We start from the raw sequence: 25,260 nt of genomic DNA, 5'->3' as shown, positions 1-25,260 counted from the left end.
CCTTCTGAGCCCGCCCCTCACCCTGTCGGGGTCCCGGTTCTGCGCCAGAGAAGGTACACCGGGATCCCGAGGGCCACGATCAGCAGCCCCGGCCAGGTATAGAGCGGCCTCTCGAACAGCAGAATCACCATCAATCCGCCCACCGCCACCAGGTAGAGCGCGGGCAGCACCGGGTACCCGAACGCCTTCACCGGACGCGGGAGGTCCGGCCGGATCCGCCGCAGACGGAAGAGCGCCACCGTGGTGAGAAAATAGAAGACCAGCGCCGCGAAGATGACGTAGTCGAGCAGCTGGTTGTAGGTCCCGCTGATGCAGAGCACCGCGGCCCAGACCGCCTGGGCTATGAGCCCGAATATCGGCGTGCGATAGATCGGGTGTAGCGTCCCGGCGCGCTCGAAGAAGAGCCCGTCGCGCGCCATGGCATAGTAGACTCGCGGGCCCGAGAGGATCAGCCCGTTGTTGCACCCGAAGGTGGACAGCAGGATCGCGACCGCCATCACCGTCGCCGCGCCCGCACCCATCGCCACTTCGATTGCGGCGGTGCCTACCCGGTCCTGCGCCGCGTACTGGAGCCCGCGGGCCAGCACGTCGGTGCCGTTGGGTTCGCCGTAGAACGGCAGGATGTTGAGATAAGCCACGTTGGCCAGGATGTAGAGCAGGCTCACCGTCCCGGTGCCGATGGCGAGGGCCCGCGGCAGGTTCCTGGTCGGATCCTGCACTTCGGCGGCGGCGAAGGTCACGTTGTTCCAGGCGTCGCTCGAAAAGAGCGAGCCCACCATGGCGGCCCCGATCACCGGCACCACCGCGAGGCTCCAGCTCCCGGTGCCCCAAAAGTTGGAGAAATTGGTGGCCGCGATGTCGGGCTGCCGGAACAGCGTGAGCCCCAGCAGCACGATGGCCGCGAGCGCGCCGATCTTGGCGACACTGAAGACCGTCTGGATCGCCGCGCCGAGGGTCACGCCGCGCATGTTGGTGACGGTGAGGACCGCGATCATCAGCATCGCCACGATCCGCTGGGGCGAGAGCCCGAGCTGGATCGCCTCGCTGCTCCCCGGCAGGTGCACCTGGCCGAGCCGCAGGAACACGTCGGGCGAAAGCGGGACCAGGACGCCGAGAAACTTGGCAAACGCCACCGCCACGGCGGCGATGGTCCCGGTCTGGATGACGGTGAACAGGGTCCATCCGTAGAGGAACCCCGCCAGCGGCGAGAGTCCCTCCCGGAGAAAGACGTACTGCCCGCCGGCTTTGGGGATCATCGCCGCAAGCTCGGCATAGGCCAGCGCGGCCACCACGGTCATCGCGCCAGTGACGACCCAGACGATCAGCAGCGCCCCCGGCCCCCAGGCCGACACCTGCCGCCCGATATCGGCCGAGACGATGAAGATCCCGGAGCCGATCATCGAGCCGACCACCAGGGAGATGGCGGCCAGCGGACCGATGCCGCGGATGAACTCGGGAGACTGGCCGGCGGCCGCCGGTGCCTTCGCGGGGGCGACCACTCAGCTGCCCGTGTCGGACTGCGGCTTGGCGGGCTCGATGGCCTTGGGAGGACGCTCGGCCGCTTTCACCGCCTCCTCCACCACCGCCTGCCCCGCGGCGGCCAGACCTTTCATGACTTTGGCGGCACTGTCCATCAGGCCCATGGTGCCGCTGATCGCCTGGATCGGGATCTTGCCGGCCCGCATGGTGTCCTCGACCGTCTCCGTGAGCCGGGCGAAGATCCCGCCCGGCCGGGACCGCTCCGCGTATTTACTGTCGAGAAACTCGATGTAGTCCAGGATCTGGTAGCCGCGCTCGTCGCCCAGATTGTCCAGCAGGCGCGCGATCCGCTGCTTCAGCAAGTCGTTCATCGGAGGACCTCTACTTTCCGTCGAGCCCGGATACCACGGAGACCAACTCGGTCACTGGGGTGGTGAGATACTTGGAACGGGCCGCCCGCACGGTGACCCGCAAGACCACCTCGGTCAACGGCGGCAGGGCCCGGAACTCGGCGATCCGGCCGGCGGGAATGGTGACGTAGACGAAGCCCGGCTCGGGCAGCGGCCCGCGGGTGAGCAGGTACGGCTGCCCGGCGGGCATCTCCGTCCGGAGCTCGTCGGCGGTCTGCACCGCGATGAGCTGCAGCCGCCAGTCGATGGTCTGCCCCACGTACCGGTCCGGCGCCGCGCGGACCTCGGCGGCGCTCACGCCGACCAGCGTCCCGCCGTCGCTCGCCTTCAGGTCGTCCTCCTTGACCCAGCCTTCGAGCTGCACCCTGGCCCAGCCGTTGGAGCGGCTCACCACCCGGGCGGGTGTGCCGCTCGGGAGCGTGGCCAGGGCGCCACCCTCGGGGACGGCGCTGAGATTGGTCTCTCTCGCGGTCTCGACCCGCTCGTCGGTCGCGGGAGCATCCGCTTTGGAGGCATCGCCTTTCGATGCCGACGGAGCGGCCCCCGGCGCGCGGGCCTGGGGCGCTTTCCCCTGCACCGGCTGGGGACGCGCGGCGGAGCCGACGGCACGGCGCGGCACCCATCCCGCGCGCTTGACGCGGGTCCAGCGGCCGTTCACGCCTACCCGCTTGAGCAGGGTGCCCTCGCGCACTCGGCCGAGCACGGGCCCGTTCGGGGCTCGGCGCAGGTTCTCTCCCCGGTCGGGCGTCACGACCAGATCGAAGCCGTCGCGCCGGGTCGGCGAAGTGGACGAGGTGGTGATCCAGCCCTCGACCGTTACCTGATGCCAGTCCCCGCGAGGCCGGCCAGGCACGACCGGCGCGCCGGCCGGAAGGGAGACGAGGGGCGGTCCGTCGGGCTCGCGCTGCAGGTCGGCCGGCGTGGAGAGGGGCTGCTCCTCCTGCGCCCGAAGCGGCGCGGCGAGCAGCAGGCAGGCGATGACGCAGGCTGGTAGCCGAAGCAGGCCCGGACTAGATTGCGGCGCGTAACTCACAGTCCGACATTGTAGAACACGCGGAGAGCCATGTCAAACGGCAACGCCCGGAACCGGGTCGTTTTGGTGGTTCTGGACGGCTGGGGATATCGTCCCGAGCGTGAGGGGAACGCCATCGAGCTCGCCGCCACCCCGGTCTGGCACCGGCTCTGGGATTCCTTCCCCCACACCCTCCTCGATGCCAGCGGCCTGTCCGTAGGGCTTCCCGAAGGGCAGATGGGCAACAGCGAAGTCGGTCATCTCAACCTGGGCGCCGGGCGGGTGGTGCCGCAGGACCTGGTGCGGATCTCCCAGAGCATTCAGCGGGGCGATTTCTACCAGCTGCCGCCGCTGGTGGAGCTGTGCGGCGGACTGCGCCAGAGCGGCGGTACCCTGCATCTCGTCGGCCTGCTCGGACCCGGCGGGGTGCATGCGCTCGACCGGCATCTCCTCGCCTGCGTCGAGCTGGGCGTCCGCCACCGGGTGCCGGCGATCGCGATCCACGGTTTCCTCGATGGGCGCGACTCCGCCCCGACGCTGGGTGCGGAAGTGGTGCGCACCCTGCTTCAGGACATGCGGCGCATCGCCGGACCCCGGGTGGACATCGCCTCGCTCACCGGCCGCTACTACGGCATGGACCGGGACCACCGGTGGAACCGCACCCAGGTCGCCTACGATGCCATGGTCCACGGGGTGGGCACACCGGTCGAGCATCCGGTGCAGGCGGTGCAGGCGGCATATCAGCGGGGGGAGACCGACGAGTTCATCAAGCCGCTGGTCCACTTCCGGCAGGGCCGGCCGGTGGCGACGATGCACGACGGCGACGGAGTGCTGTTCTTCAACTATCGCAGCGACCGGATGCGGCAGATCGTCGCCGCGCTGGCGATCGACGGGTTCGCCGAATTCGACCTGGGCAACCGGCCGAGGCTATCCTGCGTCACCATGACGCAATACGACCAGACGTTTCCCATTCCGCAGGCGTTCCCGCCGTTCACGCTCGCACGGATACTGGCGGAGGTGCTGGCCGGTTCGGGCCGGACCCAGTTCCGGACCGCGGAGACGGAGAAGTACCCGCACGTCACGTACTTCTTCAATGGCGGCCACGAGCCGCCGTTCCCCGGAGAGGAGCGCTGCCTGATCCCCTCGCAACGCGTGGCCACGTACGATCTGGCGCCCGAGATGAGCGCGGCCGGTATCACCGAGGCGCTCTGCCGCACCATCGAGTCCGGGCAGCATGATTTCCTCCTCTGCAATTTCGCCAACGCCGACATGGTGGGACATACCGGTGTGCTTCCCGCCGTGATCCGGGCCGTGGAGACGGTAGACCGCTGCCTGGCCCGGGTGCTGAGCAGTGCGGAGAAGGCGGGCATCAGCGTCCTCATCACTGCCGACCATGGAAATTGCGAGATGATGATCGACCCGGTCACCGGCGGGGTGCACACCGCGCATACCACCAGTCCCGTGCCCTTCGTCGCGGTCCGGTCCGACGCCGATGCGCTTCGCTCCGGGGGCTCCCTTCGGGACGTCGCGCCCACCGTGCTCCGGCTGCTCGACATGGCCCCGCCGGCCGAGATGACCGGATGTGATCTTCGTGAGATCTGAACGCATGGCGCGCATGTGGAGCATCGTGGCGGCCGGCTTCCTTCTGCTCGGCCTGCCCGCGGAAGCCCGGGCCCAGGTGGGGCATCCGCCCAACGCCTCGCCGTACCACGATATCCGCCGGGGTCACACGTTCGTCCCGCTGGGAGGATACTTCAGCGGGGACGGGGGCCGTTTCGGGATCGCGCCGCACAGCGGCGGGGTCTACGGGTTCCGCTACGACATCCGCACGGCCACCGCGCTCGAGATGGGTCTGGGCTTCGCCCGCGGCTCGCTGGAGCGGCTGATCGTGAATCCGGACGAGACTCTCGCGAACCGGGTCTCCGGTCCGGTCAAGCAGACGGTGACGTTCGCGGAGTTCGATCTGCAGCTCAACCTGACCGGCGGCAAGACCTGGCACCGCCTCGCCCCCTTCGTCGGGGCCGGGGTCGGGCTCACCCTTCCCAGCGGCACAGCCCAGGACACCAGCGGGTTCAAGTTCGGTCACAAGCTCTATTTCATCCCGTCGGCGGGGCTGCGCATCTTTCTCACCGACCGCCTCCACCTCCGCGGCGAGGCCCGGACCACCTTCTGGAAGCTGAAATACCCGACCAGCTTCACCGAGGAGCCCACTCTCGAGCCGGGCACGGTGGATAGCCCGAACGCGGTGATCACCGACGGCAACCTGAGCGAATGGACGACGAGCTCCTGGCTGCAGGTAGGGCTGGGGTACTCCTTTTCTCCCTGAGCGATGTCCACTTCTCTGACGCGCGTCGTCGGATTTCATGCCGTTCACCGGCTCTTCCGAGCCGACTGGACCGACGCGCAGAACCGCGAAGCGTTCGGACCGCTCTCCGACCCGCCGGGGCACGCGCACGACTACCGGTGCGCCGTGACGGTCCGCGGCCCGATCCACGACTCCCGCGGCATGGTGCTCGACCTGACGCTGCTCGACCGGATCCTCCACGACGAAGTGGTGGCGCCGTTCGAGGGAGCCAACCTGAATCAGGATGTGCCCGTGTTTGCCGGCGGGCGGATGCTCCCGACCTGCGAGGCGATCGCCGCGTACGTCTACCCCCGCATCTCCGCCAGGCTGCCGGCCGGAGTCGAGCTGGAGCGGGTGCGTATCCTGGAGGACCCGACGCTCTATGCCGACTGCACCGGCCTCCCCTGAGGTGATTCGCCCCGCCCAGCGGGGGTGGGGGGAGGTCCCGCCGGACAACGCGGCAGCGGCGCAGGCCGAGGCGCGGCGGCCTGTGTTGGCATCGGGCTGCGGCGCCGTCTCCACTGACCACCAATCACTGGGGGGCTGATGCACCTCCGAGCGTGCGCCGCAGTCATCGCTGCCGGGCTGGCGCTCAGCGCCGCACCCGCCACCGCCCAGCGGACCGGCGACCGCGCGCGGCTGGTGTTCACCGTGTCGGGCGCCTACATCGGCGGCGCCGGTCTGTGGACGGTTCCCGTGCAGCCCGTCGAGGACCAGTTGCCGGCCGACACCTTCTTCCTGAGCCGAAGCATCAAGCGAACTTTCGGCGCGGGGTTCGCGGGCAGCTACTATCCGGGCGCCCACTTGGGGCTCTCCGTCGAGGCGTTCCTCATCGGTCTGGGATACGAAGATACCTGTCGCCTGCTCCCGCCTCCGGGCCAGAATGCCCGGAACGTCTCCCTCTGCCGGGCCATCGATCGGCGGGACCGCTCCGCGGCGTCGGTGGCCTTCTCGGTCGGGGGCATCTACCGGGTGGCCAGCCGGGAGTTCATCTCGCCATTCGTCAGCGCCGGCGCCGGCTTTCTCTTCAACAATGTGAGCTCGATCCTGACGTCCGGGTTCGTCAGTACCGCCACCGAGACGGGTGAGTTCGTGCTGTACGACGACGACAACCGGACCAGGATCCGGCCCGCTTTCCGGCTGGGGGCCGGCGCCACCGTCGCCCTGGGGAAGGCGTACCATCTCCGGGTGGAGGTCCGCGACAACATCGTGGGCATCGAGCAGGTCACCGGGGTGAAGCCCACGATCGCCCAGATCCCTCCGCACGACAACACCTACAAGTCGCTCTGGAGCGTGCACGTCGGGGTGGATGTCATCCTGGAGCGGCAGCGCGGGAGACGCTACTGAGCGGCCCAGTCGTGCGGGGCGCCATCCTGGCGGGCGGGGGGGCGACCCGATTCGGCGGCAGACCGAAGGGCCTGGAGATCGTGGGCGGGGAGCGGATCCTGGACCGGCTCGAGCGAACCATGCGGGCGGCGCTGGGCGAGCCACCGCTGCTGGTGGCCAATGCCCCGGACGCCGCCTCCTGGCGCCCGGACCTGCGGGTGACCTCCGACCTCCGGCCCGGCCTCGGCGCCCTGGGCGGCATCTACACGGCGGTGGCCGCGGCGCCCGCGCCCGTAGTCTGCGTTGCCTGGGACATGCCGTTCGTCCCCGCCGCCCTGGTGCGGGCCCTGGCCGATGGGCTCGCCCGCCACGATGCGGTGCTCCCCGAGAGCGACGGTCGTCGCGCAGTCGAGCCGCTCTGCGCGGCGTATGGGTCGGCCTGCCTCCAGCCAATCGCCGAGCGGCTCGACGCCGGCGATCTCAGGGCCATCGCCTTCCACCCGCGCATCTCTGTCGGTATCCTCCCTCTGGCCGAAATCCGGACTTTCGGCGACCCCGCGTTCCTGTTCTTCAACGTCAACACCGCGGACGATCTCGCGAGGGCGGACGAACTTTGGCGGCGACACGGATCATCTCCATAGTCGGCCGGAAGAACGCGGGCAAGACCACACTGGCCGTGGCGCTCGCCAGCGAGCTCGCGCGACGGAACCGGCGGGTGATGACGATCAAGCACGGGCACCACCTGGTCGACGTCGATCGCCCCGGGTCCGACAGCTGGCGCCACTTTCACGAAGGCCGGGCGGAACGGGTGCTCATCGCCGCACCGGACCTGCGGGTGCTGTTCGAGCGGACCCCCGACGACTACGATCCCATCGGCCTGGCGCGGCGCTATCTGGCGGACGCCGACATCGTGCTGGTCGAGGGCTTCAAACGAGCGCCGCTGCCCAAGATCGAAGTCTTCCGCCCGGCGGTCTCCGCCCATCCGCTCTACGCCGCCGACTCCGCCGAGGCCTCCCTGTGGGCCGCGATCGTCACCGACGATTCCGAGTTCGACGCCGCCTGCATGGTGCTCCGGTTCCAGGATACGATGTGGCTGCAGCTCCTGGCCAACCTGGCCTGGGATCGGGCGCTGGTACTCGATCCGTGACGGAGCCGCTGGCCGCGGCGGACGCGGCCCGGCGGATCCTCTCCCAGGTGCGCCGCCAGCCCGCGCTCCGGGTGCCGCTCGACGACGCGCTCGACAGTGTCCTGGCCGAGTCGATCATCGCGCCGCTGGACATTCCCGCCTGGACCAATTCTGCGATGGACGGCTACGCCGCGCGAGCCGCCGACGTGCGCGGCGCCTCCGAGGCCGACCCGGTGCGGCTCCGGGTGGTGGAGCAGCTGCCGGCCGGCGCGTTCCCCACCCGATCGCTGGCGCCGGGCGAGGCGGCCCGGATCTATACCGGCGCTCCGCTGCCGGACGGCGCCGACACGGTCATCCGGCAGGAGGATACGGACTACGGCGCCGACATCGTGACCGTCGTGCGTGACCGGGACATCGGGGTGAACATCCGCCGGGCAGGCGAGGACATCCGGAAGGGCAGCACGGTGCTCGTGCCGGGCAGGGAGCTGGGGCCGGCGCACCTCGGCGTGCTGGCCTCGCTCGCGGTGGCCCACCCCATGGTCTACCGCCGGCCCCGGGTGGGGATCCTGGGCAGCGGGGACGAGATCGTGGACGTGGACCAGCCCGAGGAGATCCTCAGCGGGCGGAAGATCGCGAGCAGCAATACCCACACGCTGGCCGCGCTGGTGCGCCTGGCGGGGGGAGAGCCGGTCAACCTGGGCATCGCGCGGGACACGCCCGCGAGCCTCCGGGAGCACCTCGGGCGTGCACTCGAGTGCGATCTCCTGGTGACCACGGCCGGCATCAGCGTGGGCGAGCACGACTACGTCCGCGCGGTGCTCGACGAGCTCGGCGCTGAGCAGCGGTTCTGGAAGCTACGCATGCGGCCGGGCGCGCCGGTGGGGTTCGGACTGCTGGGGGACATTCCCTGGATCGGCCTCCCGGGCAACCCGGTCAGCACGATGGTGACGTTCGAGCTCTTCGTCCGCCCCGCCATCCGCAAGATGTCGGGCCGCACCCTGCCCTTCCGTCGCAGCGCTCTGGTGCGCGTCGGCGAGCCGATCAGCCTCAAGCCCAAGCTGCAGCATTTCCTGCGGGCCGTCGTCAGGGAGGAAGCGGGCGGGGCCGAGGCCAAGCTCACCGGGCCGCAGGGCTCGGGTATTCTCACGTCGATGATGCTGGCCAACGCGCTGCTGGTGATTCCGGAAGGCCAGTTCGAGACCCCCTCAGGGGCGATGGTGCAGGCGCTCCGCCTGGACGATCCTATTCATCAGGCCGACCCGGCCTTCTGAGGGCGCGTCGGTCAGGGGGTGCCGTGGAAGATCTTCCCGCCGACACCGACCGCGAACACGTCGGCCCCGGAGCTGCCCCAGACGCCAAGCAGATTGTCGGAGTGCAGAATGGTGGACTTCCAGCGGGTTCCGGGGCCGGTCGAGTGGAGGGTGAGACCGCTCTGCCCCACTGCAAACGCGTCGGCTTGCGAGTGGCTCCATACCCCGTAGATGAACCGCGTCGTCCCCCGCTCGGACCCCCATGCGGTCCCGTCGTACCGGAAGATTGCCCCATCCCATCCCACGGCCACCACGTCCCCGGCCCCGCTTCCCGAGATACTGGTGAAGCCCACTCCGGGGCGCTCCAGCACGGTGGTCCAGGTCTGCCCATCGTAGTGAATGATCTTGCCGGTGCCCCCCTCCTCACCTGGGACGATGGCGTTGCCGACGGCGTACACGTCGGTCGGCGAGCTGCCCCAGACATCCATCAGGCTCAGGAAGTCCGGTTCCAGGTCTCGCATGAAGCCGCACTGGCTGCCGTCGCAGTGCACCAGGACGGAGCCGTTGAACTCGGGGCTGGCATTGAAGGCGCCCACGATGAACACATCGGTGGCGGAGGTGCCCCAGACCGACTGGAAGAAGATGGGGGTGTCGGGATCGGTGGGGAGCCCCGGAACATCATGCCACTCGTGTCCATCGAAGTGCAGCACCAACGCGGGGTTCGACGCGAACGCGTCAAACCCCACCGCGTAGACGTCCGACCCCGAGGCGCCCCAGATGGCGTCGAGCACGATGTCGTTCCGGTCCAGCTGGCTGGACCAGGCGCTGCCGTCGTAGTGCAGGATGATGGATTCGAACGTCTCGTCCGACTGACCCACCGCGAAGACATCCGAGCCGGACGTGCCCCAGACATCCACCAGGGACTGCCGGGTTCCGCTGGTCATGGGGGTCCACCGGGACACGGTCGGCGTGGGGCAGTCGAGCGTGAATGGCACCGTCACGGTGTCGCCCTCGGCGAGGGTGACGGTCTGGGGGTTGTCTTCCTGCACCCTGCAGTTCGCGGCGATCCCACCGAGCGCGACCGGATGGGCACCGTCGGTCAGCCCGCTGATGATCACCGTATCGTTGGCGGCGGCCGGGCGGCCGGGAGCCTCATCGATCGTCACCTCGTACCCGTCGGGATCCGGCGCCTCACCAGTGGTCGTCGTGGTAACGATCACGGTGGCTTTCACGGCTTGGCAGACGATCTGGAAGTCGGTCTCGACGGTGCTGCCGGAGACGACATGCGCGGTTCGGGGGTCGGCCCCCTGGACCGCGCAGTTGGCGCTGACGCCGTCCAACCCCACGGCATGGTCGCCCGGGGTGAGATCGGCGACCTGGACGGTATCGGTGAGCTTCATCGCCCGGCCCGAATCGCCATCGATGCTCAGCGAGTAGCCGTCGGGATCGAGATCGATGCCGGAGGTAGCGGTGGTGACCTGGAGGTCGGGAACCTCCACGCCGGTGTCGCGGTCGCTGCACGCGACCACCCCCAGGGCAGCAAGGACGGACCCGAGAACGAAACGGACGAAGAATGGCTGGCTCACGACCTGGCCCGAATGAGAACAAGCATTGAAATACGCTGATGGCTATAAGCTTTCACTCGCTCCCGGCCGCTGCCGTGTCCAGCCGCACACTCCCGAGCCGCGCTCAAGTCCGGCGAGAGTTGACCGGCCCCTCGAAACTGACTAAGTTTTCGGCACAAGAAGGGGAGTAGCTTATCCGCCGGATGGCGGACGTCTGGATCGTCAAGACTGCTCGCCCGCGCGAGCACGGTCCAGCAGGGTCGGGGTGGCGCCAAGCGCCTGCCCGCGCACCAGAGCGAGACCTTCGTCCAACGCGAAAGCGGAGCGGACGGGGTCTCGCTCTTTTTGTTAGACCCCACTGAGGGTGTGAGGAGCGTATGAACAACATCAAGACAATGGTCCTCATGGCCGGGCTCATGGGGCTCTTCCTGCTGGCGGGCCAGCTGCTGGGCGGCTCCCAGGGGCTGCTGCTCGCGCTGCTGCTGGGCGGCGCGTTCAACTTCATCATGTACTTCTTCTCCGACCGCATGGTGCTGCGGATGTACGGCGCCCACGTGGTCACCGAGGCGGAGGCGCCTGAGCTCTACCGGATGGTGGACCGGCTGCGCCAGCGGGCTGGCCTCCCGATGCCCAGGGTGGCCGTGGCGCCGCACGAGCAGCCGAACGCCTTTGCCACCGGGAGGAACCCGGAGCACGCGGTGGTGGCGGTGACGACCGGGATCCTCAAGTACGTGCCCCAGGACGAGCTGGAAGGCGTGCTGGCGCACGAGCTGGCGCACGTGAAGAGTCGGGACATGCTCATCACCACGCTTGCCGCCGGTGTCGCGGGCGCGATCAGTAATCTCCCCTACCTCATCATGTTCGGCGGCGGCCGGGATGAGGAGGGCGGTCACCCCTTTGCCCGGCTCGGCCTGCTGCTCCTGGCGCCGATCGGAGCGATGCTGATCCAGTTCGCGGTGTCCCGCCAGCGGGAGTTCGAGGCCGACCGGGTCGGCGCGGAGATCCTGGGACGCCCGCTGCCCTTGGCCAACGCGCTCCGGCGGCTGGACGCGCTAGCGCACCGGATCCCGATGGAGGTGGCCCCGGCCGCGGCGCCACTGGCGCAGGTGAATCCATTGGCCGCGCACGGGGGCGGAGTGTCCGGGCTCTTCAGCACCCATCCCCCGACGGAGGAGCGGGTGGCCCGGCTCGAGGCGATGGCCGCGGGCCGGTAAATGGGACACCACCCGACCGCCGTCTGGCTCGGGTTCACCGCGCTGGTGGTCGGGCTGCTGGTCCTCGACCTCGGGGTGCTCAACCGGCGCTCCCACGCGCTGGGCTTCAAGGAGGCGATGAGCTGGAGTCTCGGGCTCATCGCCCTCGCCCTCGGATTCGGCCTGTTCATCCTGTGGCGGGAGGGATCGCGGCACGCCCTCGAATATTACACCGGTTATCTGATCGAGCTGTCCCTCAGCGTCGACAATCTCTTCGTCTTCCTCCTGATCTTCACCTACTTCGGCGTGCCGGCGGCCGCGCAGGCGAAGGTGCTCAAGTGGGGCATTCTCGGCGCGATCGTGATGCGGTTCGTGATGATCGCGCTCGGCGCGCTGCTGCTGCAGCGCTTCGAGTGGGTCGTGTACCTCTTCGGCGGTATCCTGGTGCTGACCGGCATCCGGATGCTGGGCGGAAAGGAGGAGCGGATCCAGCCGGAGAAGAACCCGGTGGTCCGCCTGGCGCGCCGGCTGCTGCCGTTCTCCGACTCCTACGACGGCAGCCGTTTCTTCTGCCGCACCAGCCGCGGTCGGCTGCTCGCCACGCCGCTCCTGCTGGTGGTGCTGGTGGTCGAATGGTCGGACCTGGTCTTCGCGATCGACAGCATCCCGGCCATCTTCGCGGTGACCCGCGACCCCTTCCTGGTCTACAGCTCGAACGTCTTCGCCATCCTCGGTCTGCGCGCGCTCTTTTTCGTGCTGGCCGGGATGATCGACAAGTTCGTCTACCTCAAGCCCGGCGTCGCGTTGATCCTGATCTTCGTGGGGCTCAAGATGGGGCTGAGCCACTGGTTCCACCTGCCCACGGTCGCGTCGCTCGCGGTGGTGGTCTCTCTGCTGGCCGGTGCCATCGCGCTCTCGGTCTGGCGGAGCGCGCGGGAGGTCCGGCAAAGGGCCTGATGCCGGGGGCGCTGATGTTGAGCGCGGCACTCGGATGACGGCGCGCCCTCCGAGTGGCAGCGTCACCGGAGGCTCCTCAACGCGTCGATTGCCTGGTGGTTGCCCGAATTGCGGGCGACCGAGCGCTCATAGTTGCGGATGGCCAGATCCACTTGTCCCGCCTTCAGATACGCTTCCGCCAGGCTATCGTAGACGTTCCAGGAATCGGGGTGCTCGCTGGCGTTCAGCTTGAAGACGACGATCGCGTCGTTCAGCTGCTGCTGCTCCAGCAGGCGATAGCCGAGCCCGTTCAGTGCGGCCTCGGTATCCACCCAACGGGTGCGCGGGTCCGCCTTGTAGCCGTGGTACCTCTCCAGGGCACGCGCGAGCCCTCCCTGGCGAAGGCTCTGGTCCAGCTGCTCCGCCAGCGGTGGAGTGTTCCGGTAGGTCAGGATTGCTTCCATGGCAGGATCCCGATTCCTCCGGTAGTCCTCGAAAGAGAGGTCCGCGGCGATCTCCGGAGCGGTCCAGGGCCGCGTGTCCCGCGGGTCGGAGAGCTGCCACCAGAGGGTCGATACCCGCACGGTGATCCCGCTGTTGGGGAGCGTGATCCGGTGCGAGTCGCCGTAGGCATTGCCGCGCGACGCGGTCGGCTCGCCGACGAAGATGGCATTGGTGAAATTCTCCAGCAGGGTCACCAGAAACTGCGCGGCCGACCAGGTGCGCCGGCCGGTGATGACGAAAAGCCGGCCCCGCACGTCCAGGCTCTTCGCCCGGATGATGCCGAGCAGGAGCGGCCGGTTGAGCGCCCCGTTGCCGCCGCCGTTGAGCCGCAGGTCAAGGACAAAGCGCCGGACCGGCCGGCGCCGGGCGAAGGCAAAGAGCCGCTGGCAGAACCGTTCCAGCGTCTCGTCCGGCTTGTCGCCCACCTCGTTGAGCTGGACGTAGAGGGTGTGGGAATCGGGCAGGTAACGGTAGCGGAATTTCTCCGAAGGATCCTCCAGCCAAAGCGGCGCGGGACGGCCGGCACCCTGCCTGGCGTCGGTCCAGCCCTGAGGAACGACCCAGCTCCGATCAGTTTCCGGTGCCATCATCGGCGCCGGACCGGCGGGCGCGAGCGCCGCCTTGAATCGGCGTCCCTCGCGCTCGAGGGTGAGCTCGGCACGCTCCATGTCCGGGATGAGTCCGGTGCCCTGGAGGATCTCGGGCATCACCAGCAGAAATGGGGCGAAGAACCTGACCCCCATCTCGTTGTCCCGGCCGATGAGCGGCCGCACCGCCGCATACGCTTCCTCCACGGAGTGCCCGCCGATCCGGACGACGCGCGCCCCGATCAGCCCCGCGTGCGCCGAGTCGGCGGCCCGGATGTAGAGACCGTCGCTGAAGAAGTAGAGGGCGATGGGATAGGTACGGAAGCCGATCCTGGGATCGCGGGTCGGAGCGACGTTGGTGTGACCGTCACCCACCCGCGTGACGATGCGGGCCAGCTCCAGGATGACCTGCTCGCGCCGCAGCGTCGGCAACCGGGCGTCGAGCGAGGCCACAGCGCTGTCGAACGATGGTTTGGAGATCGTGTGATAGAGATTCCGGTGCCATTCGGGCATCTGACCGGCCATGTATCGGAGGTCCTGCCGCCAGGCCGCCACGGCGGCACTATCGAGGGGCGCGTCTTGCGCGTACCCGGGGCGGATGAACGGGACGCCGGCGAGGGCCGCCAGCAACAGCGCGGTCGAGCGACGAAGCACGGAGGACTCCGCTCAGAGAGAAGACAGGCGGCGCGGGGACTCCCGTTGGACACGCCGCGCCGCCCGAGAGTTGTATCTTCTCCCGATGCCCCGTCTTCCCTTTCTGGCCCGCCTGGGCCTCGATCGGCCCGAGCTCCGCGCCTGGGCCATGTACGACTGGGCCGCCTCCTCCATGCAGACCACCGTCATGGTGGCGGTCTTCCCGATCTACTTCGTCAAGGTGGCTGGCGCCCACCTGGCTCAGAGCCGCGCGACTCAGCAGCTGGCCACCGTGAACACGGTGGCGTTGGTGCTCATTGCGATCGCATCGCCGATACTGGGAGCGGTGTCGGACTACAGCGGGATGAAGAAGCCGCTCCTGGCGGTCTTCATGGCCGTGGGCGTGGCGGCGGTGGCCGGACTCTTCTTCGTGCATACCGGCGACCTGGCGCTCGCCTCGTGGCTCTTCGTGCTGGCGCTCATTGGGGTCACCGGAAGCTTCGTGTTCTACGAATCGCTCCTACCGCATATCGCGGGGCCGCGGGAGATCGATCGGGTCTCCACCGCCGGCTACGCCATGGGCTACGTTGGCGGCGGGCTCCTGCTTGCGCTCAATCTCGCCTGGATTCAGCGGCCGGGCTGGTTCGGACTCCCCTCCGGTCCGGGGCTCGACGAGCCGGCGGCCACGCTGCCGGCCCGGCTCGCCTTCCTCTCGGTCGCGGCCTGGTGGCTGGTGTTCTCGATCCCGCTGTTCCGCCGGGTGCCCGAGCCGCCCCGCAAGCTCGAGCCGGACGAACGGCGGGACGAGACGCCGATCCGGGCGGCATTCGTCCGCCTGGCCGAGACGTTCCGCGAGCTGCGCGGATACCGGCAGGCATTTCTGATGCTGCTTGCCTTCCTGATCTACAACGACGGCATCCAGACGATCATCAAGATGGCAACGGCCTACGGCACCGAGCTGGGGATCGAGCAGAGCGCGCTGATCGGCGCCATTCTCCTGGTGCAGTTCGTGGGCATTCCGTGCTCCTTCCTCTTCGGCATGCTGGCGGGGCGGATCGGGGCGAAGCGGTCGCTCTTCCTGGGCCTCCTGGTCTACGCGGCCATCAGCGTTCTGGGGTTCTTCATGAAGACGGCCCTGCACTTCTATGTGCTGGCGGGGTTGGTGGGGTTGGTGCAGGGAGGCACCCAGGCGCTCAGCCGCTCGCTCTTCGCGAGCATGATCCCGCACCACAAGTCGGGGGAGTTCTTCGGCTTCTTCAGCGTCTTCGAGAAGTTCGCCGGGATCTTCGGGCCGCTGATCTTCGCCGGGACGATCGCGGCTACCGGGTCGAGCCGGAACGCGATCCTGTCGGTCATCGCCTTCTTCGCGGTGGGGGCGGCCATCCTCACCTTCGTGAACCTCGAAGAGGGGCGGCGCCAGGCCCGGGCGGCCGACCAGGCTACGGCGTAAGGTCGGCGTTTCCGCAGAGGACATCGAACCGAACCTCCACCATCCTCCCCGGGCGCACCTCGACGAGCTGGGGATTTCCGCCCTGCAGTACGCAGCCTTCGGCCATGTCCTTGAGCGAGATGAGGTGTCCCCCGGGCGTGAGCCCAACGAACGTCTCTTCAGCCTGGATCGGAATCGACCGGATGGGAACACCGGCCACCGCCAGGCGGTAGCCATCCCGGTCGGGAGCATCTCCCGTCGTGCTGACGAATATCCGAAATCCGTCGGCCGGGACGGATTGGCAGGTCACGGTGAAGCTCACCGCCGCTCCTCCGTCTGTACCCACCTCTACCGAACGCGGATTCTCCCCCTGCACCGCACAGTTCGACGCGATGCCCGAGAGGAGCACCGTATGAGTCCCCGGAGACAGACCCTCGAGCGCGATGTTTCCGCCGGCGGAGATGTCGCGGGTCACGCCGCCGTCCACCGTGAGGATGAAGCCGTCTGAATCGGAGCCGGAACCGGACGAGGTGACGAGGACGTGGAGGATGCCGTCAGAAGACACAGAGAAGGCGGATTCGCACGCCACGCCGGTCCCGACGCAGAACAGGAATGGCAGCACCGATGGGAGACGGGTCACAGGGTCCTCCTCTCCGCGGGAAACCACTTGCCCGCCGATACTCCCTATCCTAACTTGCGCACTCACTCAATTCTACGGCGAGCGTGACGGCGATGACTATTACGAGCGGAGCTCGGTCGGCGTAAGGAGTCCCGCCTATCCCTCGACCAGGAGCCCCGCCGCGCACCACGCCGGCGGGGCGCTTTCATTCCATGGACGCACTGGAGCTGACCCGGGCCCTCGTGGCTCTCGAGACCCCCACCGGGGCCGAGGGTCCGGCCACCGATCTGCTGGAAAGCGCGCTTCGGGGGGCCGGATACCGGGTCGCTCGCCAGCGGGTCACGGCCGGGCGGGACAATCTCCTGGCCTACCGTGAGCCCCCGGCGCTGGTCTTCAGCACCCACGTCGACACCGTGCCTCCCTACCTCCCGCTGAGCGAGGACGACCAGGCGATTCGGGGTCGGGGAAGCTGCGACGCCAAGGGCATCGCGGCGGCGATGGTGGCGGCGGCTGAGCGACTGGCCGCTGCGGGGGAGCGCCGGATCGGGCTCCTCTTCCTCGTAGGGGAAGAGAATGGCTCCGATGGTGCCCGCGTGGCAGCCGACCTGGGGCCGCGGGGCCGGTTCGTCATCAACGGCGAGCCGACCGAGAATCGGCTGTCCATCGGACAGAAGGGCTCGCTCCGAGTCGATCTCGAGGCCAGCGGACAGCCGGCGCACTCGGCCTATCCCGACGAGGGCGTGAGCGCGACGGCGATGCTGCTCGATACCATCGAGCGGATCCGGCGGATGCCGCTGGCCATCGATCCGCTGCTGGGCGCCTCCACGCTGAACATCGGACTCATCGGCGGCGGCGTGGCGCCCAACGTGCTGGCTCCGCATGCCACCGCACAGATCCTCATTCGCACGGTAGAGCCCACCGAGGGACTCAAGGCAACCGTCCGCGCACTGGCCTCACCCGGCGTCTCCGTCACCTTTCCGGTCGAGCTGCCCAGCCACCGGGCGTCGGTCATTCCGGCCGGGTGGGACACCACAGTGGTGAGCTTCGCCAGCGATCTCCCGTTTCTCGCTGCCTGGGGCGAGGGTTATCAGCTAGGGCCCGGCTCGATCCGGGTCGCCCACTCCGCGCAGGAGCATATCCTCAAGGCCGACCTCTTGCGCGGCGTGGAGCTCTACGTGCGACTGGCCACCGATCTCCTCGCCTCCGAGGCGGCATGACAGCCAAGATCCCGGTCACGATTCTGGGTGCCACCGGCACCGTCGGACAGAAGTTCGTGCGCCTCCTGGCCGAGCATCCCTGGTTCGAGGTGGGGGCGGTGGCCGCCTCCTCCACCAGCGCGGGCAAACGCTACGGTGAGGTGGTGCGCTGGCGAGAGGCGGTGCCGCTGCCCCAGCGCATTGCGGAGCTCACGGTGCAGGAGTGTACTCCCCCCCTTGCCGGCCCGATCGCCTTCTCGGCGCTCGACGCCGAGGTGGCGGGCCCGATCGAGCAGGCGTTTGCGCGGGCCGGCGCTCAGGTGGTGACCAACGCCCGGAGCCACCGGATGGATCCGGACGTCCCGCTGCTCATCCCGGAAGCCAACCTCGACCATCTTCGCCTGCTGGAGCGGCAGCAGGAGACCCGCGGCTGGTCCGGCGCGATCCTGGCCAACCCCAACTGCTCTACGGCGGCGCTGACGCTGGCGCTGGCGCCACTGCACCGGGCATTCGGCATCGAAAAGCTGTTCGTCTCCACGATGCAGGCGGTCTCCGGAGCGGGCTATCCCGGCGTGGCCTCGTTGGACATCGTGGGCAACGTGGTGCCGTACATCGGCGGCGAGGAGGAGAAGATCGAGCGGGAGAGCCGGAAGATCCTGGGCACGCTGGAAAACGGCGTGGTCACGCCGGCCGCCTTCGGGGTGAGCGCGCACACCAACCGGGTGGCGGTGGTGGACGGGCATCTGGAGGCGGTCAGCGTGGGGTTCCGTCGCCGGGTGACTCCCGACGAGGCCCTCGCGGCGCTCAGCGCGTTCCGTGCCCCCGAACGGGTGGCCTGCCTTCCCAGCTCGCCGGCGCTCCCGATCGAGGTCGAGTCGCGCCCTGACCGGCCGCAGCCGAGGCTCGATCTGGAGCGGGGCCGGGGCATGGCGGTGACGGTCGGCCGGGTACGGCCCTGTCCCATTCTCGATCTCCGGCTGGTCCTGCTGGGCCACAATACCATCCGGGGAGCCGCGGGCCAGGCGGTACAGATCGCGGAGCTCCTGGTAGCCGAGGGACGGGTGACGCGCGGGTCATGATCATTGCCAAGTTCGGGGGAACCTCGGTGGGCAATGGGCCGGCCATCGGGCGGCTGGTCGAGATCGTCAGGGGACGGCAGGAGGAGCGTCCGGTGGTAGTGGTCTCCGCACTGGGCGGCGTGACCGATGGCTTGCTGGACCTCGCCCGTCCCGTGCTCAGCGGAGACGCGGGCGGGCTGGACGCGGCGATCGGCCGCCTGCTCGCGCGCCACAACGACATCCCCCAGGACCTCGGCGGCACCGGAGCCGCGCTGGTGGAAATCACCAAGGACGCCGCCGCCCTGCGGGACGAGCTCCACCCGGCGCTGGGCCGGCAGCTCCGGCCCCAGGAGCTGGACGCGCTCGCCGGCCGGGGCGAGCTCTGGAGCTCCCGGCTGGTGGCGGCGGCGCTAGAGAACGCCGGGCTCCCCGCCACTTGGGTCGACGTGCGCACGATCATGATCACGGACGAGCGGTTCACCCGGGCCGCGCCCGATGTACGGGTGGTCACCGAGCGCGCGCGGGCCTGTCTCCAGCCGCTGACGGCGTCGGGCCGGATTCCCGTCACCCAGGGCTTCATCGGCGCGACCGCGGCCGGCATTCCCACCACCCTCGGCCGGGGCGGCTCGGATTTCACGGCGGCCTTGCTGGGCGCCGCGCTGGAGGTCGAGCGAGTGGAGATCTGGACCGACGTGGACGGCCTCATGACGGCCGATCCGCGCATCGTTCCGTCGGCCCGCACGCTGGCGGAGGCGAGCTACGAGGAGGCGGCGGAGCTGGCAACCTTCGGCGCCACGGTGCTCCATCCGGCCACCGCGCAGCCGCTGGTGCGAGCGGGAATCCCGATCGTGGTGCTCAACTCGACCCAGCCGGGGCGGCCCGGGACGACCATCGAGCCGTCCGCCATCCTGGAGCGGATGGGCGACTCGCCGGTCCGGTCCATCTCCTGGAAGCGGGGTATCACCGTGATCAACATCCGCGCGCCCCGGATGCTGGGTGCCTTCGGCTTCCTCCGAGCGCTGTTCGAGGTGTTCGAGCGGCACGAGGTGGTAGTGGACGTGCTCGCGAGCAGCGAGGTCAGCGTCTCGCTCACGGTCGAGGAGCGCTCCCATCTCGGCGCCGTGGTGCGCGACCTGGCGGAGCTGGGTGAGGTGTCGGTGGATAATGGGCGCGCCGTGATCGCGGTGGTGGGCGTCGGACTGCGGCACACGGCCGGGCTCGCGGCGCGGCTCTTCCGCGCGGTGCAGCCGGCCAACGTGGAGGTCATCTCCCAGGGCGCCTCTGCGATCAACATGACCTTCGTGGTCCGGGAGGAGGACGGGCCGGGCGTCGTCCAGCGGCTGCACCAGGAGTTCTTCGGCACCTGCTGATCCAGCACATCACCGGAGCCAATGACGTCGATGCGCATCCTGATCGTGGGCAACGGACGGATGGGGCGAGCGGTGGCGGCGTTGGCCGACCAGCGGGGCCATACGGTACACCGGATCATCCAGAGCACGGACAACGCGGGTGGCCGCGCCCTCACGGCGGCCGCGGTCGCGGGAGCCGACGTGGCTGTCGAGTTCACCCGGCCCGACGCCGCGCCGGCCAACCTGGAGCGGCTCATCGAGGCCGGCATCCCAACTGTCACCGGCACCACTGGCTGGACAGCAGACCTGCCCCGCATCGCCGCGCTGGCCGAGCGCCGGGGTGGCGCACTGCTCCACGCCGCCAACTTCTCCGTCGGCGTTCACCTCTTCCTCCGCGCCGCCCGCGACTTGGGCCGCTGGCTGGCCGGGCACCCCCAGTTCGATGCCTTTATACTGGAGGAGCACCACGCGACGAAGCGGGACGCGCCGTCGGGCACCGCCCACGTGCTTCAGGAGGGACTCCGGCAGAGCGATCCGTCCCGTCCGTTCCCGATCACCTCGGTACGCGCGGGCGCCATTCCTGGCACCCATGCCGTGACGTATGACGGGCCCTATGAGACGTTGTCGCTCTCCCACGTGGCGCGGAGCCGCGAAGGGTTCGCGGCGGGGGCCCTCGCGGCGGCGGAATGGCTGCCGGGCCACCCTGGTGTACACACGTTCGAGGCAATGCTCTTCGGAGAGCCCGGATGACCCGGTTCCAGGGCTGTGGTACGGCGCTGGTCACTCCATTCACCGAGGCCGGTGAGCTCGATCTGGATGCGCTCCGCGCACTGGTCGAATGGCAGATCACCGAGGCCATCGACTTCCTGGTGCCCTGCGGCTCGACCGGCGAGGCCCAGACGCTGGATGACACGGAGCGCGAGCGGGTGGTGGCGCTGGTGGTCGAGGTTGGCGCCGGCCGGGTGCCCATCATGGCGGGCGCCACCAGCAACGATACCGCCCGCGCGGTGCAGGAGACCCGGCGAATGTGCGGGCTCGGTGTCGATTACATCCTTAGCGCAACTCCCTACTACAACAAGCCCACCCAGGACGGCCTGTACCGCCACTTCATGGCGGTGGCCGACGCCTCCACCAGGCCGGTCTGCCTCTACAATGTGCCGGGCCGCACCGCGGTGAACCTGAAGCCGGCGACGGCGCTCCGGCTCGCGGAGCATCCCAACATCATGGGGATCAAGGAGGCCAGTGGCGATCTCCGGCAGATCATGGACCTGCTCCGCGGGCGGCCGGCAGACTTCTCGGTGCTCTCGGGAGACGACTGGCTCGCGCTGCCGCTGATCAGCGCCGGTGGCGATGGGCTCATCTCGGTGGTCTCTAACCAGGTGCCAGCATCGATGACCGGCCTGGTCCATCTGTCGCTCTCGGGCGACCTCGAGTGGGCCCGCGAGTGGCACTACCGGCTGCTTCCGTTGATGGATGCCAACTTCCTGGAGACCAATCCATCGCCGGTCAAGGCCGGGCTGCACCTGATGGGCCGGGTGCGGAACGCGCTCCGCCTTCCGCTGGTGCCGGTGAGCGCCGAGACCAGCGCGGCACTGGGCGCCGCGCTTCGGGTGGCTGGTGTCGAGGGTGTCTGAGCGCTCGGCGCTGCGTGAGGAGATCGAGCGCTACACGGCTGGCGTGCCGAAGGGTGAGGAGCCGGCCGCGCGCGCCGCGTTCGTCCGGCTCAGGTCCGCGCTCAACGCCGGGACAGTACGCGCTGCCGAGCGCGCGGCCGATGGCACCTGGCGGGTCAACGCATGGGTCAAGGCCGGTATTCTCCTCGGCTTCCGGCTGGGAAGCATCCAGCCGGCCGCCACCGGCGGGCCGTTTCCTTTCTATGACAAGGACACCTTCGCGCTCCGGCCCATCGGCCCTGCCGACGGCGTCCGGATCGTGCCGGGCGGCTCGGCCATCCGAGATGGGTGCTACGTGGCCCCGGGCGTCGTCTGCATGCCCCCGATGTACATCAACGTCGGGGCCTACGTGGACCAGGGCACCATGGTGGACTCACATGCACTGGTGGGCTCGTGCGCCCAGATCGGCCGCCGGGTGCATCTCTCCGCGGCCGCGCAGATCGGCGGGGTGCTGGAGCCGGCCGGGGCGCTCCCGGTGATCGTCGAGGATGAGGTGCTGGTGGGAGGCAACTGCGGAGTGTACGAAGGAACCATCGTGCGGGAGCGGGCCGTGCTAGCGCCGGGTACGATCCTGACGGGCGGGACGGCCGTGTTCGACCTGGTGCATGACCGGGTCTACCGCCGGGACGGCGACCGCCCGCTCGAGATCCCCGCGGGTGCGGTGGTGGTGCCAGGCACCCGGCCGGTCAAAGTGGGCGCGGGGCGGGAGGCGGGGATCGGACTCTACACGCCGGTGATCATCAAGTACCGGGACGAGCGAACCGAGACGGCGGTCCGGCTGGAGGAGCTGCTGCGCTGATGGTTGCCCACACCCACTATCTCTGGTTCGAGACCAGGAAGCGCCAGGAGATCATCGACATCACCGACGAGGTCGCGGAGCAGGTGCGGGTGAGTCGAGTGACGGAAGGGTTCGTCCTGGTCTCCGCCATGCACATCAGCGCGTCGGTTTTCGTCAATGACCACGAGTCGGGCCTCTGGCAGGACATTCTCGCCTGGCTGGAGGAGACGGTCGCGCCGTGGGATCCCGACCGCTATCACCACAACGAAACCGGCGAGGACAACGCGGCCGCCCACCTCCGGAGCCTGACGGTGGGACACGAGGTGATCGTGCCGGTCACCGCGGGCAAGCTGGATCTGGGCCCCTGGCAGCGGGTGTTCTACGGCGAGTGGGACGGGCAGCGGCGGAAGCGGGTGATCATCAAGGTGCTGGGGGACAGTTAGCGCATCCAATCGCAGAGCGGCACGCCTTCCTCGCCCGCCATCTCGTGATCCTCGTCGGTCCTCGGCGCCTCGGCGCCATCGACGGAGCCTGCGAACATCACGCAGCTCCGCCCCGGCTGCCCCTGGTAGGTGGCTTTGGCCTGCCAGCCGGTGGCGCTCGCGGCAAGGATCTCCACCCGCACCCCCGACTCCGGCCGCAGCTCGAGCACCTCGGCGGACGGCGCGTACGTCCGGTTGGAGAGACGGAAACGCGCCTGTGCGGCGCCCACTGCCCGGAGCGTATTCTTGAGCAGCGAGGCGGGGCTCGTCTGCCAGGAGGCCGCCGTCGTGGTCTGGCCCTGCGCCGGCGCGGGAAGCGCCAGCGATAGCAGCACCAGCAGCGATCCTGCGGTGAAACCTCGACGCGAATGCATCCGTTTCTCCGGTGAGGAGCGGGGGTTCATGTCCAGTTTGTCCATCATCCCCGTGCCACGCAATCCGCAGGAAGCAGACGCCGTCCAGTTTCTGTCATCGACCGGCTGAGGGCCCTCGGCACGAGCCGCCAACCTGCTCGCCGAGCGTCGGTTGAGGCGCTGCAAGCCGCGGCAGCGTTCGATCCGCGTCCTGGGGCCGGCCCTGGCGGGGCGACGCCGGCAGGATACACCCCGCCCCGCGTGAATCCCGCCCCTGCTACATCCCCCGGTATTTGGGCCCGCTGCCGCCTTCGCGCGGTGTCCACCGAGGGCCGACCACGTCGGTCGCCTTGCAGTCGACGCAGTTGGGCGGATTGACCCTGAGGCCGTCGCCCACCCGCTCGTAGACGCCCGCCGGGCAGACGTGCGCATAGAACTCGGCCACCTCCGCGCTGATATCGGAGCCGGCGAGCAAGTGCGAGGGAATGGTGTCGCGCGTCGCATTGCCCGACTTGAACACCGCGTCCATCTTGCTGAACGTGAGGGTTCCGTCCGGCACGAACGCCCGCTCGGCGCTCACTCTCCTCGGTATCGCGGCGTCCTCCGGCATGTCGATCTTGCCGCCCGGAAACCTGCCTCCGGTGACGGTCATCAGCCCGGCCTTGATCCCCCCCGCATACAGCCCGTCCTTGAACGCCAGCCGCATGTTCCGCGTACGGTACAGGTCTCCCGCGATGTAGCTCTCGCGCACCATCCGATCGTAGCTCGCGAGAGCACCCCGGCCCACGTCGCCACGCTTGAGCGCGGCGTACACCGCGCGGGCGGCGAAGATGCCCGACTGCATGGCGTAGTGGATCCCCTTCAGCGAGGGCACATCCACCAGTCCCGCCGTGTCGCCCACGAAGAGCACGCCGTCGCCGCTCAGCCGCTCGGGCAGCGCGTGGTAGCCGCCCTCGGGAATCGTCTTGGCTCCCCACTCGAGCAGCTGGCCGCCCTCCAGCTGCGCCCGGAACAGCGGATGGAGCTTCATCCCCTGCAGCAGCTCGTGCACGTCGAGGCTCGCGTCGTGGTAGTCCAGTCCGACCACGAGACCGAGCGACACCTGGTTCGGCCCCATCGGATACATCCAGCTGCCGCCGAACGCATCGGTCGGCAACGGCCACCCCAGGGTATGGATCACCCGGTCCAGCGGACGTCTGGTCTCCCATACCTCCTTGACGCCGAGCGCGAAGATCTGCGGGTTGGGCGACCCGACCCGCTGCCACTGGCGCCAGGCCTGGCCCAATGCCCCGCGGGTGCCCTCCGCCACCACCGTCACCCGCCCCGTGAGGTCGGTTGGCTCGGCGAACGCCGCCGTCGGCTTGCCCTCGCGGTCGAGGCCGGACGGCGCCGTGCGGACGCCGCGCACCTGCTCTCCCTCCACCAGCAGCGCGTCCACCGGAAAGCCGGGAAACAGATTGACCCCCAGCTCTTCCGCTCGCTCCCCCAGCCAGCGGACGATCTCGCAGATCGACGCCGTGTAGTAACCGCTGTTGTGCATGGTAGGCGGTGTGGGGATCCGCTGCGCCCGCCGCTCGGTGAGGAAGTACACCGCTTCCTCACCCACCGGCTGACGGAATGGCAGGCTGCTGGCCACGCCGTCCGGAAAGAGCTCGCGAAAGGCACTCGGGTTGACGACCGCGCCCGAGAGGCTGTGCTCGCCGAGGCTCTCTGCCTTCTCCAGCACGCCGATGTTGAGCTCCGCCGCCTCCTGGCCGTCCTGCTTGGCCAGCCGGGCCAGCTCGATGGCGCAGGAGAGCCCCGCGGGCCCGGCTCCTACGATCAGCACGTCCATCTCGATCGCTTCGGCGCTCGGGGGGTCCCGCAGGATGATCCGATCGAGCGGCAGCGGGACCTGGTGGATGACCGGAAGGATGCTGGACACGACGGCTCCTCGTGGGCTGGCTGGCGGCAGGCAC

At 69.2% G+C, this 25,260-nt stretch carries 25 protein-coding genes; 17 read left to right on the top strand and 8 right to left on the bottom strand.

Annotated features, from left to right (window positions below; all coding sequences use genetic code 11):
• Positions 1-17: 17 nt before the first annotated feature.
• From VHR41_08670 to VHR41_08660, 3 genes are read right to left on the bottom strand one after another with little or no spacing between them, the layout of a single operon-like run.
• On the bottom strand, positions 18-1,499 hold the full coding sequence (locus tag VHR41_08670) for an amino acid permease (protein HEX3234259.1): 1,482 nt from the start codon (positions 1,497-1,499) through the stop codon (positions 18-20).
• A complete protein-coding gene (locus tag VHR41_08665; GenBank protein ID HEX3234258.1) occupies positions 1,500-1,850 on the bottom strand; it encodes a hypothetical protein in 351 nt (116 codons plus the stop codon).
• Between the two features lie 10 nt (positions 1,851-1,860).
• On the bottom strand, positions 1,861-2,922 hold the full coding sequence (locus tag VHR41_08660) for a hypothetical protein (GenBank protein ID HEX3234257.1): 1,062 nt from the start codon (positions 2,920-2,922) through the stop codon (positions 1,861-1,863).
• Between the two features lie 30 nt (positions 2,923-2,952).
• Between VHR41_08660 and gpmI the strand changes: the two genes are divergently transcribed.
• From gpmI to glp, 7 genes are all read left to right on the top strand, one after another.
• Positions 2,953-4,503 carry a 2,3-bisphosphoglycerate-independent phosphoglycerate mutase gene (gene gpmI / locus VHR41_08655; protein HEX3234256.1) on the top strand — a complete coding sequence of 517 codons (1,551 nt, stop codon included), beginning with the start codon at positions 2,953-2,955 and terminating at the stop codon, positions 4,501-4,503.
• Positions 4,493-5,227, top strand: a complete 735-nt coding sequence (locus VHR41_08650; protein HEX3234255.1) for a hypothetical protein — start codon at positions 4,493-4,495, stop codon at positions 5,225-5,227. Before gpmI ends, VHR41_08650 begins: the two co-directional genes overlap by 11 nt.
• Before the next feature lie 3 nt (positions 5,228-5,230).
• Complete coding sequence (locus tag VHR41_08645; GenBank protein HEX3234254.1) at positions 5,231-5,653, top strand: 6-carboxytetrahydropterin synthase; 423 nt, start codon at positions 5,231-5,233, stop codon at positions 5,651-5,653.
• A 138-nt stretch (positions 5,654-5,791) separates the two neighbouring features.
• A complete protein-coding gene (locus VHR41_08640) occupies positions 5,792-6,592 on the top strand; it encodes a hypothetical protein (protein HEX3234253.1) in 801 nt (266 codons plus the stop codon).
• Positions 6,593-6,603: 11 nt separating this feature from the next.
• Complete coding sequence (locus tag VHR41_08635) at positions 6,604-7,212, top strand: molybdenum cofactor guanylyltransferase (protein ID HEX3234252.1); 609 nt, start codon at positions 6,604-6,606, stop codon at positions 7,210-7,212.
• The gene (gene mobB, locus VHR41_08630; GenBank protein ID HEX3234251.1) at positions 7,185-7,718 is read left to right on the top strand and encodes a molybdopterin-guanine dinucleotide biosynthesis protein B; all 534 of its coding nucleotides are present in this window, start codon (positions 7,185-7,187) and stop codon (positions 7,716-7,718) included. Before VHR41_08635 ends, mobB begins: the two co-directional genes overlap by 28 nt.
• Positions 7,715-8,968: a gephyrin-like molybdotransferase Glp gene (gene glp, locus VHR41_08625; protein ID HEX3234250.1), complete on the top strand. Its 1,254-nt coding sequence runs from the start codon at positions 7,715-7,717 to the stop codon at positions 8,966-8,968. The genes mobB and glp overlap by 4 nt, the downstream gene beginning before the upstream one ends.
• An 11-nt stretch (positions 8,969-8,979) precedes the next feature.
• Here the strand turns inward: glp and VHR41_08620 are convergent, their stop codons facing one another.
• Positions 8,980-10,533: a hypothetical protein gene (locus VHR41_08620; protein ID HEX3234249.1), complete on the bottom strand. Its 1,554-nt coding sequence runs from the start codon at positions 10,531-10,533 to the stop codon at positions 8,980-8,982.
• A 356-nt stretch (positions 10,534-10,889) separates the two neighbouring features.
• On the opposite strand from VHR41_08620, the gene VHR41_08615 reads away from it, so the two are divergent.
• Positions 10,890-11,726, top strand: coding sequence for a zinc metalloprotease HtpX (locus VHR41_08615; GenBank protein HEX3234248.1), 837 nt, complete (start codon positions 10,890-10,892; stop codon positions 11,724-11,726).
• Complete coding sequence (locus VHR41_08610) at positions 11,727-12,662, top strand: TerC family protein (protein HEX3234247.1); 936 nt, start codon at positions 11,727-11,729, stop codon at positions 12,660-12,662.
• A 62-nt stretch (positions 12,663-12,724) separates the two neighbouring features.
• On the opposite strand, the gene VHR41_08605 is transcribed toward VHR41_08610, so the two are convergent.
• Entirely contained in the window at positions 12,725-14,386 is a 1,662-nt protein-coding gene (locus VHR41_08605) for a hypothetical protein (protein HEX3234246.1), read from the bottom strand.
• Positions 14,387-14,471: 85 nt separating this feature from the next.
• On the opposite strand from VHR41_08605, the gene VHR41_08600 reads away from it, so the two are divergent.
• Positions 14,472-15,815: an MFS transporter gene (locus VHR41_08600; protein HEX3234245.1), complete on the top strand. Its 1,344-nt coding sequence runs from the start codon at positions 14,472-14,474 to the stop codon at positions 15,813-15,815.
• Here VHR41_08600 and VHR41_08595 read toward each other — a convergent pair.
• Positions 15,805-16,434 (bottom strand): hypothetical protein, encoded by a 630-nt coding sequence (locus VHR41_08595; GenBank protein HEX3234244.1) that lies wholly within the window; start codon positions 16,432-16,434, stop codon positions 15,805-15,807. The two genes, VHR41_08600 and VHR41_08595, sit on opposite strands and share 11 nt — an antisense overlap.
• Positions 16,435-16,625: 191 nt before the next feature.
• Between VHR41_08595 and VHR41_08590 the strand changes: the two genes are divergently transcribed.
• From VHR41_08590 to VHR41_08560, 7 genes are read left to right on the top strand one after another with little or no spacing between them, the layout of a single operon-like run.
• Entirely contained in the window at positions 16,626-17,630 is a 1,005-nt protein-coding gene (locus VHR41_08590) for a M20/M25/M40 family metallo-hydrolase (GenBank protein HEX3234243.1), read from the top strand.
• Positions 17,627-18,688 carry an aspartate-semialdehyde dehydrogenase gene (gene asd, locus VHR41_08585; GenBank protein ID HEX3234242.1) on the top strand — a complete coding sequence of 354 codons (1,062 nt, stop codon included), beginning with the start codon at positions 17,627-17,629 and terminating at the stop codon, positions 18,686-18,688. Before VHR41_08590 ends, asd begins: the two co-directional genes overlap by 4 nt.
• The gene (gene lysC / locus VHR41_08580; protein ID HEX3234241.1) at positions 18,685-20,037 is read left to right on the top strand and encodes a lysine-sensitive aspartokinase 3; all 1,353 of its coding nucleotides are present in this window, start codon (positions 18,685-18,687) and stop codon (positions 20,035-20,037) included. The genes asd and lysC overlap by 4 nt, the downstream gene beginning before the upstream one ends.
• A gap of 21 nt (positions 20,038-20,058) precedes the next feature.
• Positions 20,059-20,766 carry a dihydrodipicolinate reductase C-terminal domain-containing protein gene (locus VHR41_08575; protein HEX3234240.1) on the top strand — a complete coding sequence of 236 codons (708 nt, stop codon included), beginning with the start codon at positions 20,059-20,061 and terminating at the stop codon, positions 20,764-20,766.
• Positions 20,763-21,650 carry a 4-hydroxy-tetrahydrodipicolinate synthase gene (gene dapA, locus VHR41_08570; protein ID HEX3234239.1) on the top strand — a complete coding sequence of 296 codons (888 nt, stop codon included), beginning with the start codon at positions 20,763-20,765 and terminating at the stop codon, positions 21,648-21,650. The genes VHR41_08575 and dapA overlap by 4 nt, the downstream gene beginning before the upstream one ends.
• Positions 21,643-22,488, top strand: a complete 846-nt coding sequence (locus VHR41_08565; protein ID HEX3234238.1) for a 2,3,4,5-tetrahydropyridine-2,6-dicarboxylate N-succinyltransferase — start codon at positions 21,643-21,645, stop codon at positions 22,486-22,488. The genes dapA and VHR41_08565 overlap by 8 nt, the downstream gene beginning before the upstream one ends.
• Positions 22,488-22,910 (top strand): secondary thiamine-phosphate synthase enzyme YjbQ, encoded by a 423-nt coding sequence (locus VHR41_08560; GenBank protein ID HEX3234237.1) that lies wholly within the window; start codon positions 22,488-22,490, stop codon positions 22,908-22,910. The genes VHR41_08565 and VHR41_08560 overlap by 1 nt, the downstream gene beginning before the upstream one ends.
• Here VHR41_08560 and VHR41_08555 read toward each other — a convergent pair.
• The gene (locus VHR41_08555; GenBank protein HEX3234236.1) at positions 22,907-23,323 is read right to left on the bottom strand and encodes a hypothetical protein; all 417 of its coding nucleotides are present in this window, start codon (positions 23,321-23,323) and stop codon (positions 22,907-22,909) included. The two genes, VHR41_08560 and VHR41_08555, sit on opposite strands and share 4 nt — an antisense overlap.
• Before the next feature lie 256 nt (positions 23,324-23,579).
• On the bottom strand, positions 23,580-25,226 hold the full coding sequence (locus VHR41_08550; protein ID HEX3234235.1) for an electron-transfer flavoprotein:ubiquinone oxidoreductase: 1,647 nt from the start codon (positions 25,224-25,226) through the stop codon (positions 23,580-23,582).
• Positions 25,227-25,260 lie beyond the last annotated feature (34 nt).

This window comes from Gemmatimonadales bacterium (assembly GCA_036265815.1).
GTDB lineage: Bacteria > Gemmatimonadota > Gemmatimonadetes > Gemmatimonadales > GWC2-71-9 > CAVVWJ01.
Note: the sequence above shows the minus strand (reverse complement) of the source record. Positions and strands in the feature narration are given on the sequence as shown.

Bases quoted from the DNA above. Each gene is read 5' to 3' on its own strand.
- asd (HEX3234242.1), top strand. From the start codon at position 17,627: ATGACAGCCAAGATCCCGGTCACGATTCTGGGTGCCACCGGCACCGTC.
- VHR41_08600 (HEX3234245.1), top strand. From the start codon at position 14,472: ATGCCCCGTCTTCCCTTTCTGGCCCGCCTGGGCCTCGATCGGCCCGAG.
- VHR41_08640 (HEX3234253.1), top strand. From the start codon at position 5,792: ATGCACCTCCGAGCGTGCGCCGCAGTCATCGCTGCCGGGCTGGCGCTC.
- lysC (HEX3234241.1), top strand. From the start codon at position 18,685: ATGATCATTGCCAAGTTCGGGGGAACCTCGGTGGGCAATGGGCCGGCC.
- VHR41_08645 (HEX3234254.1), top strand. From the start codon at position 5,231: ATGTCCACTTCTCTGACGCGCGTCGTCGGATTTCATGCCGTTCACCGG.
- dapA (HEX3234239.1), top strand. From the start codon at position 20,763: ATGACCCGGTTCCAGGGCTGTGGTACGGCGCTGGTCACTCCATTCACC.
- VHR41_08610 (HEX3234247.1), top strand. From the start codon at position 11,727: ATGGGACACCACCCGACCGCCGTCTGGCTCGGGTTCACCGCGCTGGTG.
- VHR41_08665 (HEX3234258.1), bottom strand. From the start codon at position 1,850: ATGAACGACTTGCTGAAGCAGCGGATCGCGCGCCTGCTGGACAATCTG.
- VHR41_08575 (HEX3234240.1), top strand. From the start codon at position 20,059: ATGACGTCGATGCGCATCCTGATCGTGGGCAACGGACGGATGGGGCGA.
- VHR41_08555 (HEX3234236.1), bottom strand. From the start codon at position 23,323: ATGCATTCGCGTCGAGGTTTCACCGCAGGATCGCTGCTGGTGCTGCTA.
- VHR41_08560 (HEX3234237.1), top strand. From the start codon at position 22,488: ATGGTTGCCCACACCCACTATCTCTGGTTCGAGACCAGGAAGCGCCAG.
- VHR41_08590 (HEX3234243.1), top strand. From the start codon at position 16,626: ATGGACGCACTGGAGCTGACCCGGGCCCTCGTGGCTCTCGAGACCCCC.
- gpmI (HEX3234256.1), top strand. From the start codon at position 2,953: ATGTCAAACGGCAACGCCCGGAACCGGGTCGTTTTGGTGGTTCTGGAC.
- VHR41_08615 (HEX3234248.1), top strand. From the start codon at position 10,890: ATGAACAACATCAAGACAATGGTCCTCATGGCCGGGCTCATGGGGCTC.